Genomic DNA, 11,597 nt, shown 5'->3' with positions numbered 1-11,597 from the left:
TGGCGGATCTTCCGCCACGCCCGCTGCAGCCCCAACCGCCTCACGTCAACCGCCAAGGCCATCCTCACCCTGGAGAGGCAACGCTGAAAGCGCTCACTGCTTGGATGTTGCTGCTCATGGGGGAACTTCCTTCGAGTGTGCGGGTGCTGCGCGGAGCACTGTCGGGCATGTCGCCCGGCCGCTTGTCCAACGTAAGACTTTTGGACCGATAGGTCAAGAATTTGCCTCGCCTGCCTTCGGGCGCCGACCGGGTGCTGGTGGCTCCGGCGGGACGTCGAGTTGATGCCCGCCATGGCCCAGTCGAGATGGGCTTCAGCGTCGGCCGTAGCCTGCGCGGCCCGTGGGTCACCCGTGCATGCCCTGCCGGATCCCGTCGATCACCGGCCGATGGCTGACCCACGTGCCGACCTGCTGTGCTGTCCGTTCACCTGCCGGTGTGGCTTCCACCTCACCCCCTCGCGAGCGAGAGCCGTCCGGCTGGAGTGTCGGCCCTGGGAGGGTGTCAACGCTTGTGCACGACCGCCACCGGGCACTCCGCGTGGTGCAGGACCGCCTGGCTCACCGCCCCGAGCAGCAGCCCCGTGAACCCGCCGCGTCCCCGCGCCCCCACCACCAGCAGCTGCGCCTCCCGCGACGCCTCGATCAGCGCCGGGCGCGTCCTGGTCCGCAGCAGCCGCTCCTCCACCGCCACCCCCGGCCGGTCCGCCCGCGCGCCCGCCAGGGCCTCCGCCATCAGCCGCTCCTCCTCCGCGGCCACCAGGTCGGCGTCGAACGCCAGCGGCAGCATGTCGCCCGGCCCGCCGGAGACCGGCCCCGTCCACGCGTGCAGCGCGACCAGCGGCACGCCGCGCAGCTCGGCCTCGGCGAACGCGAAGTCCACCGCCGGGGCGCTCGCCGGCGACCCGTCCACACCGAGCAGGACCGGACCGTCGGGTTCCGGCCGTCCGCGGACCACGAGGACCGGGCAGCCCGCGTGGGCCGACAGCTGCACCCCGGTCGACCCCAGCAGCAGTCCGCCGAACCCGCCCAGCCCCCGGTCGCCGACCACCGCCAGGTCCGCCCCGCGCGACTCCGCCACCAGCACCGCGTCCGCCGAGCCCGTCACCACCTCGCCGGTGGCCTCCACACCGGGCGCGGCCTTCCGCGCGTGCTCCAGGGCCTCGCCGACGATGCGCCGCGCCTCGTTGCGCAGCCCGCCCTCCGGCGGACCGACCGCCGACGGGCTGAGCGACACCGGGAAGTACGGCCAGAGGAAGCCGTGCACCACGCGCAGCGGGCAGTGCCGCAGCAGCGCCTCGCGGGCCGCGACCGCCACCGCCTGCAGGCCGCACGCCGAGCCGTCCGCCCCCACCACCACGCCCGTCACGGCCGGCCCCCGGCCGCCGTCGCGGTGCGGGCCGCGGTGCGAGTCGCGCTGCGGCCTGCGGGCCCGGCCCGCCCGGTCCGCCGCCCGGTCCGCTGTCCGTCCTGCGCTCCGGTCTGCAGCTGCATGATCCCGTCCTCCGCCTCGTGGCCGGTCCCGCCCTGCTCCCTCCAGCCTCACCCGCCCCACCCGCCCGCGCCAGGGCCGTCCGTCCCTGCCCGCCCGCCCCCTCGCGGGCCTGCCGGACCCCCGCGGACCCGGACCGGCCGTGCCCTTGACGGCGGGGGCGGGCCCGGCAGGATGGGCCCATGAGCCTCGACATCGACCGCGTCCGCGCCTGCTTCCCCGCCCTCGCGTCCGGCACCGCCCACTTCGACGGCCCCGGCGGCTCCCAGGTCCCCCGGCAGGTGGCGCAGGCGGTGGCGGACACGCTCTGCGGCGGCCTCGCCAACCGCGGCACCGTCACCGCCGCCGAGCGGCGCACCGAGGCCGTGGTGGCCGGGGCCCGCGCCGCCGTCGCCGATCTGCTGGGCTGCCGGGCCGAGGGCGTGGTCTTCGCGCGGTCCATGACGCAGGCGACGTACGACATGGCCCGGGCGCTGTCCCGGCAGTGGCGTGCGGGCGACGAGGTCGTGGTGACGCGGCTGGACCACGACGCCAACATCCGCCCCTGGCAGACCGCCGCCGAGGCGAGCGGCGCGATCCTGCGGTGGGCGGACTTCGACCCGGCGACGGGCGGTCTCACGGTGGACGACGTGGCGGCCGTCCTCTCCCCGCGCACCCGGCTGGTGGCCGTCACGGCCGCGTCCAACCTGTTCGGCACCCGCCCGGACGTCCCGGCGATCGCGGAGGCGGCGCACGCGGTCGGCGCGCTGGTGTACGTGGACGGCGTCCACCTGACGCCCCACGCGGCGGTCTCGACAGCGGAGCTGGGGGCCGACTTCTACGCCTGCTCGCCGTACAAGTTCTTCGGCCCGCACCACGGTCTGCTGGCGGCCGACCCCGGACTGCTGGAGACCGTGCGCCCGGACAAGCTGCTGCCGTCCAGCGACGCCGTGCCCGAGCGGTTCGAGCTCGGCACGCTCCCCTACGAGCTGCTGGCCGGGACGGCCGCCGCCGTCGACTTCGTCGCGGACCTGGCCGGGCCGGCGGGCGGGTCAGGGGAGCCGGGGGAGTCCGGCGGGTCCCGCCGGGCCCGGGTGCTGGAGTCGATGCGGCAGGTCGAGGCCCACGAGGAGGAGCTCTTCGGCCGCCTCCTCGACGGCCTCGCGGCGCTCCCCGGCGTCACGCTGCACGGCGCGCCGAAGCGGCGCACCCCCACCGCGCTCTTCTCCGTCGCCGGGCACGCGCCCCGGCAGGTGTCCGAGCACCTGGCCGGGCTGGGGGTGAACGCCCCGGCCGGCAGCTTCTACGCCGTCGAGGCGGCCCGGCACGCCGGCCTCGGCGACGCGGGCGCCGTCCGGGCCGGCCTCGCGGCCTACACCTGCGCGGAGGACGTGGACCGCCTCGTCGAGGGCGTCGCGCGACTGGCCGGTTGACGGCCCGTCAGCCCTGCGGCGGGGCCGGGCGGCCGTGCCCGGTCCCGCCCGCCGTGCGCCCGGGGCCCGCGCCCCGGTCCGCCGTGTCCGCCGTGCCCCGGGGGGCGGCCGGGCGGGCGCCGTCCTCGTCGAGGTAGGTGGCCAGGCCGCGGACGATGATCTCCAGGCCGGCCTCGAAGCGCTGGTCCTGGTCCTCGTCGGCCATCACGCCGGAGAGCGCGGTGAGGTGGGGGAAGCGGTCCGGCGGCAGCGAGGCGAAGTACGCCTCCATCTCGGCCCGCATCCGCGCCCAGGCGGCCGTGCCGTCCCCGCCGTCCTGCGCGGCCAGCCGCGCGGCCCACATCTCCTCCTCCAGGGTGAAGCCCTCCAGGTAGGTGGAGAGCATGTCGCCCACGACCGCGGTGATCCGGTCGGGGAGGCCGGCGTTCCGGAAGAGGGCCAGCATCCGCTCCAGCTGGGGGAGCAGGCCGGCGGTGAAGGGGACGTGGGCCATGGAGATGCGCGCCATGTCGCGGTGGGCGAGCAGCCGGGCGCGTCCCGCGCGGGCGAACTCCTTGATCTGCTCCTGCCACCGGTCCGGGTCGGGGTCGGGGATCTCCAGGCCCGCGAACATCCGCTGGTACATCAGCTCCAGCAGCTCGTCCTTGCTGCTGACGTGGGCGTAGAGGGCGGACACGGCGGTGCCGAGCTCGGCGGCGACCCGGCGCATGGTCAGTCCGTCGAGGCCCTCGCGGTCGAGGACCTCGTAGGCGGCGTCGACGACGCGCTCGGGGGTGAGCGGGACCCGCGCCGCCGGCCGCCTGCGGGGTGACCGCTCCCAGGGGGTGGCGGGGAGGGTGTCGTCGCTGGCCGGACCGGTGCTCATCGGTCCAGTGTAGGACGCCCGGTGAACGGTGATCGGAGCGGGAGAACACCGGTCCGAGAAGCGATATATCTTGTCCGGCGCGCGCATCGCGCTATATCGTGGAGAACGTTGTTCGCCGGATGAACAGCGATCGACTATGGTGAACGTCGTTCACCGACTCGGGGAGTCCCCATGACCAGTACCGGTGTCGCGCTCGACAGCGCCCCGGCCACCCAGCCCGCGCCGTACCGGTGGCGCTGGGCAGCCCTCTTCGTGATCCTGGCCGCCGAGGTGATGGACCTCCTCGACGCCGTGGTCACCAACATCGCCGGCCCCTCCATGCGCGCCGACCTCGGCGGCGGCGCGAGCACCGTCCAGTGGCTGGGCGCCGCCTACACCCTCGCCATGGCGGTCGGGCTCATCACCGGCGGGCGGCTCGGCGACATCCACGGCCGCCGCCTGATGTTCCTGGTCGGCGCCGCGGGCTTCACCGCCGGCTCGCTGCTCTGCGCCGTCGCGCAGTCGCCCGGGATGCTGATCGGCGCCCGCGTCGTGCAGGGCCTCTTCGGGGCGGTGATGCTCCCGCAGGGCCTCGGCATGATCAAGGAGATGTTCCCGCCGAAGGAGATGCAGGCCGCGTTCGGCCTGTTCGGGCCGGTCATGGGCCTGTCTGCGGTCGGCGGCCCCATCCTCGCGGGCTGGCTCGTCGAGGCCGACTACGCCGGCACCGGCTGGCGGATGATCTTCCTGATCAACCTGCCGCTCGGCGCCGCCGCCCTCCTCGGCGCGCTCCGCCTCCTCCCCCGCGGCCGCTCCCCGCAGGCCCCCGGGCTGGACATCCCCGGCATGCTGCTGGCCTCACTGGCCGCCTTCCTGCTCGTCTTCCCCCTGGTCCAGGGGCGCGAGCGCGACTGGCCGCTCTGGGCGTTCGCGATGCTGGCGGCCTCCGCGGCGGTCTTCGTCCTCTTCGGCCGGTACGAGTCCCGGCGCAGCCGGGCCGGCGGCGACCCCCTGGTCGTGCCGACCCTCTTCCGCAAGCGGGGCTTCAGCGGCGGCATGGCCGTCGGGCTCGTCTTCTTCTCCGCCATGAACGGCTTCATGCTGGTCTTCAGCCTCTACACCCAGATGGGCCTCGGCTACTCCACGCTCCGCGCCGGACTCGCCATGGTGCCCTGGTCGGGCGGCATGGTGGTCGGCTTCGGGCTGGCCCAGGCGGTCCAGCGGTTCGGCCGCCGGGTCCTGCACGGCGGCGCGCTCGTCATGGCGCTCGGCGTCCTCGGCGTCTGGTTCACCCTGGACCGCGCCGGCGCCGGCGTCACCCCCTGGCAGCTCACCCCCGCCCTGGTGGTCACCGGCATCGGCATGGGCCTGCTGATGGCGCCGTTCTTCGACATCGTGCTGGCCGGGGTGGAGCAGCACGAGACCGGCTCCGCGGCGGGCACCATGACGGCGATGCAGCAGCTCGGCAGCGCGTTCGGCGTGGCCCTGCTCGGCACCGTCTTCTTCGGCCTGCTGGGCGGCGGCGTCGCCTCGGCCGCCGACGACGCCGCGCCCGCCCTGCGGGCGCGGCTGGCCGCGGCCCAGGTCACCGGCGCCGCGCAGGACGCCCTCGTCCGGGGCCTGCACGACTGCGGCCGCGACCGGGCCACCGCCAAGGACCCCGAGGCCGCACCCGCCTCCTGCGCCCGGCTGGAGCGCGACGCCCGGGCGGCCGCCGCCTCCCCGCAGGCCCGCGCCGCGGTCGCCCGGGCCCTGCAGGACACCGGCCGGTCCGCCTTCCAGGGCGGCTTCGGCACGGCGATGAAGACGGTCCTGTGGGTCGTGGACGGGATGCTGCTGCTGACCGTCCTCGTCGCCTTCCTGCTGCCGAGGAAGGCCCGCGAGGACGGCGAGGGGGCCGGCCGCTGACGGCCGGCGCGGGCGGGCACGGACGAGCACGGAAGGCGGGGCCGGGATGCCGGAGGGTGTCCCGGCCCCGCCGCGCGCTGCCGGAGTCCGGCCCCGCCGGGGCCGGCGGCGGGGCGGCCGGTCAGCCGCGGGGCGGCCGGTCGGCCGCAGGGGACAGGGCCTGCTCGAGGGCGTCCATGACGGACCGCCAGTGCCGCCGCCGCTCCTCGCGTCCGGCGGCGTCGGCGAGGCGCTCCTGGTGGAAGCGGACCGTCGCGCCCTCCCCGCGGGGGATGACGGTGACCTGGACCGTGGACTCGGCGCCCGGCCCGGCGGGACGCCGGGTGAGGCGGACGCGCGACCCCTCGTGCCGGGAGCGGAGTTCGCCGGACGTGCCGTCGGCCGCCGTCCACGCCGCCCCGCGCTCCGAGGGGAGGACGGCCCCGTGGCCGAGCCACAGGGCCGTCCCCTCGGCCGAGACGAGGAACCGCCAGACGGCCTCCGGGGGGAGGGGGAGCGTGCGGGAGACGCCGATCTGGAATCCGGCGTCCCGGGTCAGTCCGGTGGGGCGGGTCGGTCCGGTGGGGCGGATCACGGCCCGGTCCTTCCGTCGGCGGTGTCCTCGGACGCGGGGCCGGCCGGTGCCGCCGTCCCCCCGGTGGCGCGGCGGGCGCGCAGGGCCCGCGTCTTGCTGCGGGTCCCGCAGCGCTCCATGGCGCACCAGCGCCGCCGCCCCGGCCGGGAGGCGTCCACGAAGACGAGGAAGCAGTCGTGGGCCGCGCACTCGCGGATCCGGCCGGCGAGCGGACCGGTGAACAGGTCGACCGCGTCGCGGGCGACGGTCGACAGCGCACCGGTCCCGTCGGCGGGCAGCTGCCAGACGCGGGTGCGGTCGGCGCCGATGCACGGGGCGAGCGGCGGGGCGGCCGCGGCGCGGTTGACCTCCGCAAGGTCCCCGGGGCCCCAGGGGCCGCCGCCCGCCGCGGCGCGGGCCAGCCGCCACAGGGCGTCGCGCAGCCGCCGCGCCGCCGCGAGCTCCCCCGGGGAGACGCGGACGTCGCCGGGGCCGACACCGAGCCGGGACAGGGCCAGCCAGCGGGACAGGTCCTCCGGCGCGTGCAGCACCTCGTGGCGGGCCAGGGGGCCCGGACCGCCGGTGGTGAGGAGCTCCAGGCACAGCGCGCCGGGGTCGAAGAGGTACCGGGTGCCCTCGGGGGAGCGGAGGACCAGGCCGGTGCTTGCCGCCGCCGTCATGTCACCAGTATAAGTGGTTGCACCGTCGGGTGGGCAGGATCCCGGGACCCGCAGGACGCCGGAGGACCGCACGGCCGTGCACGGGAAGCTCGTCGTCGACTGCGCCGGCCCCCTCGCCCAGGCCGCCTTCTGGGCCGAGGCCCTCGGCTGCGAGTGCGAGGACAACAGCGCCCTCGTCGAGCGGCTGCTCGCCTCCGGCGTCGTCGGCGAGGAGCAGACCGTCCTCGTCGACGGCCGCCGCGCGTGGCGGCACGCCGCCGCCGTGCGCCACGCCGAGGACCCCGTCGACCCCGCCGCCGGCACCGGCCTCGGCCGCCGCCTGCTCTTCCAGGCCGTCCCCGAGGCCCGGGAGGGCAAGCGGTCCAAGAACCGGCTCCACCTCGACCTGCACGCCGGGGCCGCGCGGCGCGACGCCGAGGTGGAGCGTCTGAAGGGGCTCGGCGTCGCCGTCCTCCGGGTCGTCGACGAGGTGTCCGGCAGCCACGTCGTCCTCGCCGACCCGGAGGGCAACGAGTTCTGCGTGCAGTGAACCCGGGCCGCCCGCCGCCTCGGCGGCGGCGCGCCCCGCAGGACGTGGCAGGCTCGGGGGCATGCACGCCCCGCCCGACCAGGCCCCCGCCCCGCCCGCCGACCGCGGCCCCGTCCCGGCCCCCGCCCCGCCCGCCGACCGCGGCCCCGTCCCGGTTTCCGCCCCGCCCGTCGACCGCGGCCCCGCCGCCCTGCGCAACCCCGTCGGCGCCCACGTGCCGGTCGCCGGCCGGGGGCTGGTCGGGACCGGACTGGCCTACGCGCGCCGGATCGGCGCCGAGGCGGTGCAGGTCTTCGTCGCCAACCCGCGCGGCTGGGCCACCCCGCCGGGCGACCCCGGGCACGACGCCGCCTTCCGGGACGCCTGCGCCCGGGACGGCATCCCCGCCTTCGTCCACGCCCCCTATCTGATCAACTTCGGCTCGGACAACGCTGCCACCCGCGAGCGCTCCACCGCCTCCCTGCGCCACTCGCTGCTGCGCGCCCACACCATCGGGGCGCGCGGCGTCGTGGTCCACACCGGCTCGGCCGTCGGGACCGCCCCGGGCGGCGGCTCCCGGTACGCGGAGGCGATGGCGCAGGTCCGGGCGGACGTGCGCCCGCTGCTGGACGAGCTGGACGGCCTCGGCGACGACGCCCCGTGGCTGCTGCTGGAGCCCACCGCCGGCCAGGGCCGTTCGCTCTGCTCCCGCATGGAGCACCTGGCCGCGTACGCGGACGCGCTCGACCGCCACCCGAGGGTCGGCGTCTGCCTCGACACCTGCCACGCCTTCGCCGCCGGGCACGACCTGGCCGCGCCCGGCGGGATGAAGGAGGCGCTGGACCTGCTGACGGCGGCCGCGGGCGAGGGGCGGCTGCGGCTGGTCCACGCCAACGACTCGAAGGACGTCGCGGGCGCCCGCAAGGACCGGCACGCCAACATCGGCAGCGGGCACATCGGCGCCGAACCCTTCCGCGAGCTGTTCGCCCACCCGGCGACCGCGGGCGTGCCGCTCGTCGTCGAGACCCCCGACCACGAGGGCGGCGGGGCCGGGCACGCGGCCGACGTCGCCCGGCTCAAGGAGCTGCGGGACCGCGGCTGACCGGCGCGCCGCACCGCCCGGCGGCCCCCGGCCCCCGGACCCCTGGACGCGGGGCGGGCGCCGCCCTACGCTGCCCGTCGTGCCAGGACCAGGACCAGGACCCGGATCCGCGGGGCGGCGGGAGCGGCGCGGGAGGCGCGGCGGCACCGTCCCCCCGTCCGCACACGGGCCCTCCGCGCGCCCGCGTCCCGTCCGCGGGGCCGCCCGGTGAGCGCGCCGGCCGTCCGCACCGAGCGGGCCGGGCCGGTCACCACCGTCGTCCTCTCCCGGCCCGCCGCGCGCAACGCGGTGGACGGCCCGACCGCGCAGGCGCTGGCCGAGGCGTTCGAGGACTTCGACGCGGACCCCTCGGCCTCGGCCGCGGTGCTGTGGGGCGAGGGCGGCACCTTCTGCGCCGGGGCGGACCTCAAGGCCGTGGGCACCCCGCGCGGCAACCGCCTGGAGGCAGGCGGCCGCGGCCCGATGGGCCCCACCCGCCTGCGGCTCGGCAAGCCCGTCGTCGCCGCCGTGGCCGGGCACGCCGTGGCCGGCGGGCTGGAACTCGCCCTCTGGTGCGACCTGCGGGTGGCCGCCGAGGACGCGGTCTTCGGCGTCTTCTGCCGCCGCTGGGGCGTGCCCCTCGTCGACGGCGGCACGGTGCGGCTGCCCCGGATCGTGGGCGCGGGCGTCGCGATGGACATGGTGCTCACCGGCCGCCCCGTCGACGCGGCCGAGGCGTACCGCATCGGACTGGCCAACCGCGTGGTGCCGGTGGGCCGCGAGCGGGAGGCGGCGGAGGAGCTGGCGGCCGGCCTCGCCCGCTTCCCGCAGACCTGCCTGCGCGAGGACCGGCTCTCCCTCCTGCAGCAGGAGGGACTGCCCGAGGCGGAGGCCCTGGCCGGGGAGTGGCGGCACGGGCTGCGGTCCCTGGCCGCCGACACGCGCGCCGGGGCGGCGCGCTTCGCGGCCGGTGCCGGGCGCGGCGGCTCCTTCGACGGTGCGGGCGGCGCCTGACGGCGGGCCCCGCCCGGCTGCTGCGGCGGCGCGTCCGCCGCCGCCCGCCTGGCCTCGGGGCCGCCGTCCGCCGGGCCGCCGGGCCGCGGTGCGGCGGCCGGGAACGTCGGCGGGGCGGCGCACGCCGGCGCGGTGCCGGTGTGCGCCGCCCCGGGCGGAACGCGGGTGCGGTGGTGCGGGGCCGCGGGAGGCGGCCCGCCCCCGGCGGGGCGTTACCGCGCGTCCCGGTCGAACGTCGAGGCCGACCAGCGGTAGCCGAGCACGCTGAGGCCGAGGCACCAGGCCAGGGCGATCCACCCGTTGCTGCCGACGGGGGTGCCGAGGAGGAGCCCGCGCAGGGTCTCGATGACGGGCGTGAAGGGCTGGTACCGGGCGACGGGCTGGAACCAGCCCGGCATGGAGTGCAGCGGGACGAAGGCGCTGGAGATCAGGGGCAGCAGGATCAGCGGCATCGCGTTGTTGCTTGCGGCCTCCGCGTTCGGGCTGACCAGGCCCATGCCGACCGCGATCCAGGTGAGCGCCAGGGCGAACAGGACGACCAGCCCGAACGCCGCGAGCCATTCCGGGGCGGTCGCACCGGCGGAGCGGAAGCCGATCGCCACGGCGACGGCGCCGACGAGGACCACGCCGGCGACCGACTGCAGGACGCTGCCGACGACGTGTCCGACGAGTACCGACGGGCGGTGGATGGCCATGGTGCGGAAGCGGGCGATGATGCCCTCCGCCATGTCGGTGGAGACGGAGACCGCGGTGCCGACCACGGTGGAGCCGACGGTCAGCAGCAGGATGCCCGGCACGACGTAGGCGATGTAGGCCGCGCGGCCCGCGCCGCCGCTCATCGCGTTGCCGAAGACGTAGACGAAGAGCAGCAGCAGCATGACCGGGGTGAGCAGCAGGTTCAGCGTGAGGGACGGGTAGCGCCGGGCGTGCAGCAGGTTGCGGCGCAGCATGGTGGACGAGTCGCGCACGGCGAGGGAGAGGGAGCTCATCGCAGGGCCTCCGTGGACCGGTTCGGCTGGTTCGGCAGGTCGGGCGCGCTGCCGCTGTCGGTCAGGGCGAAGAACACGTCGTCGAGGTCGGGGGTGTGCACGGTCAGCTCGTCCGCCTCGACGCCGGTGGCGTCGAGCCGGTCGAGGACGGAGCGCAGCTCGCGCTGGGTGCCGTCGCTGGGGATCTGCAGCGCCAGCGCCTCGTCGTCCCGCGCGGCCCCGGGCAGCGCGAGGGCGGCGGACCGGTGGGCGGCCGGGTCGGTGAAGCGGAGCCGGACGTGCCCGCCGGGGACGAGCCGCTTGAGCTCCCCGGCGGTGCCCTGCGCGGCGATCCTGCCGTCGTGGAGGACGGCGATGCGGTCGGCGAGCTGGTCGGCCTCCTCGAGGTACTGGGTGGTGAGGAAGACGGTGACCCCGTCTGCGACGAGCTCGCGGACGATCTGCCACATGGTGTGGCGGCTGCGCGGGTCGAGGCCGGTGGTCGGCTCGTCGAGGAAGATGATCCGGGGGGAGCCGACCAGGGTCATGGCGATGTCGAGGCGGCGCTTCATGCCGCCGGAGTAGGTGGAGGCGGGCTTCTTCGCGGCCTCGGCCAGGTCGAAGCGCTCCAGCAGCCCGGCGGCGACCCGCCGTCCCTCGGGCCTGGGGAGATGGTGCAGGTCCGCCATGAGGAGCATGTTCTCCTCGCCGGTGATCAGGCCGTCGACGGCGGAGAACTGTCCGGTGACGCCGATCGCGGCTCGGACGGCCTGGGGGTCGGCGGCGAGGTCGTGGCCGCCGACGTGGACGGCTCCGGTGCCCGGGCCGGCGGGGACGAGGGTGGAGAGGATCTTGACGACGGTGGTCTTGCCGGCGCCGTTCGGGCCGAGCAGGGCGAAGACCGTTCCCTCGGGGACGGCCAGGTCGACGCCGTCGAGCACGACCTTGTCGCCGTAGGACTTCCGCAGCCCGTTCGCCGCGATGGCCAGGTTGGTCATGAGGGGTGCTCCTTCAGGGGCCGCGGGCGGTCAGAGGCTGCGGGCGGTGATGTCGCCGTGGTCGGTGGTGGCGCGGATGTCGAGTGCGGGGGTGCCGTCGTTCCTCAGGGCGTTGCTGATGCGGCCGTGGCCGGTGCCGGCG

General features: G+C 76.9%; 11 protein-coding genes and 1 pseudogene. 6 read left to right on the top strand and 6 right to left on the bottom strand.

Annotation, left to right across the window (positions count from 1 at the left end):
- Positions 1-87: pseudogene (locus ACFY07_RS28215) on the top strand (IS5/IS1182 family transposase); the annotation flags it as partial.
- Between the two features lie 415 nt (positions 88-502).
- On the opposite strand, the gene ACFY07_RS28210 reads toward ACFY07_RS28215, so the two are convergent.
- Entirely contained in the window at positions 503-1,366 is an 864-nt protein-coding gene (locus ACFY07_RS28210; RefSeq protein WP_390872384.1) for a universal stress protein, read from the bottom strand.
- A gap of 305 nt (positions 1,367-1,671) precedes the next feature.
- Here ACFY07_RS28210 and ACFY07_RS28205 point away from each other — a divergent pair, with 305 nt between their 5' ends.
- Positions 1,672-2,901 (top strand): cysteine desulfurase-like protein, encoded by a 1,230-nt coding sequence (locus ACFY07_RS28205; protein ID WP_390872383.1) that lies wholly within the window; start codon positions 1,672-1,674, stop codon positions 2,899-2,901.
- Between the two features lie 7 nt (positions 2,902-2,908).
- On the opposite strand, the gene ACFY07_RS28200 is transcribed toward ACFY07_RS28205, so the two are convergent.
- Positions 2,909-3,766: a TetR/AcrR family transcriptional regulator gene (locus tag ACFY07_RS28200; protein ID WP_390872382.1), complete on the bottom strand. Its 858-nt coding sequence runs from the start codon at positions 3,764-3,766 to the stop codon at positions 2,909-2,911.
- A 171-nt stretch (positions 3,767-3,937) separates the two neighbouring features.
- Here ACFY07_RS28200 and ACFY07_RS28195 point away from each other — a divergent pair, with 171 nt between their 5' ends.
- Positions 3,938-5,653: an MFS transporter gene (locus tag ACFY07_RS28195; protein ID WP_390872381.1), complete on the top strand. Its 1,716-nt coding sequence runs from the start codon at positions 3,938-3,940 to the stop codon at positions 5,651-5,653.
- A 121-nt stretch (positions 5,654-5,774) separates the two neighbouring features.
- Here ACFY07_RS28195 and ACFY07_RS28190 read toward each other — a convergent pair whose 3' ends face one another.
- On the bottom strand, positions 5,775-6,227 hold the full coding sequence (locus ACFY07_RS28190; protein ID WP_390872380.1) for an SRPBCC domain-containing protein: 453 nt from the start codon (positions 6,225-6,227) through the stop codon (positions 5,775-5,777).
- Positions 6,224-6,886 (bottom strand): CGNR zinc finger domain-containing protein, encoded by a 663-nt coding sequence (locus ACFY07_RS28185; RefSeq protein ID WP_390872379.1) that lies wholly within the window; start codon positions 6,884-6,886, stop codon positions 6,224-6,226. Before ACFY07_RS28185 ends, ACFY07_RS28190 begins: the two co-directional genes overlap by 4 nt.
- Before the next feature lie 76 nt (positions 6,887-6,962).
- Here ACFY07_RS28185 and ACFY07_RS28180 point away from each other — a divergent pair, with 76 nt between their 5' ends.
- The 3 genes from ACFY07_RS28180 (at position 6,963) to ACFY07_RS28170 (ending at position 9,489) form a co-directional block, all read left to right on the top strand.
- Positions 6,963-7,415: a VOC family protein gene (locus ACFY07_RS28180; RefSeq protein WP_390872378.1), complete on the top strand. Its 453-nt coding sequence runs from the start codon at positions 6,963-6,965 to the stop codon at positions 7,413-7,415.
- A gap of 190 nt (positions 7,416-7,605) precedes the next feature.
- Complete coding sequence (locus ACFY07_RS28175) at positions 7,606-8,496, top strand: deoxyribonuclease IV (RefSeq protein WP_390872385.1); 891 nt, start codon at positions 7,606-7,608, stop codon at positions 8,494-8,496.
- Positions 8,497-8,703: 207 nt separating this feature from the next.
- Positions 8,704-9,489 (top strand): crotonase/enoyl-CoA hydratase family protein, encoded by a 786-nt coding sequence (locus tag ACFY07_RS28170; RefSeq protein WP_390872377.1) that lies wholly within the window; start codon positions 8,704-8,706, stop codon positions 9,487-9,489.
- Positions 9,490-9,701: 212 nt separating this feature from the next.
- Here the strand turns inward: ACFY07_RS28170 and ACFY07_RS28165 are convergent, their stop codons facing one another.
- Positions 9,702-10,478, bottom strand: coding sequence for an ABC transporter permease (locus ACFY07_RS28165; protein ID WP_390872376.1), 777 nt, complete (start codon positions 10,476-10,478; stop codon positions 9,702-9,704).
- Complete coding sequence (locus ACFY07_RS28160; RefSeq protein WP_390872375.1) at positions 10,475-11,455, bottom strand: ATP-binding cassette domain-containing protein; 981 nt, start codon at positions 11,453-11,455, stop codon at positions 10,475-10,477. Before ACFY07_RS28160 ends, ACFY07_RS28165 begins: the two co-directional genes overlap by 4 nt.
- Positions 11,456-11,597 lie beyond the last annotated feature (142 nt).

It is taken from the genome of Streptomyces sp. NPDC001380 (assembly GCF_042895785.1).
GTDB lineage: Bacteria > Actinomycetota > Actinomycetes > Streptomycetales > Streptomycetaceae > Peterkaempfera.
The sequence above is the reverse complement of the archived record's forward strand: the minus strand, read 5'-3'. Positions and strand labels throughout refer to the sequence as shown.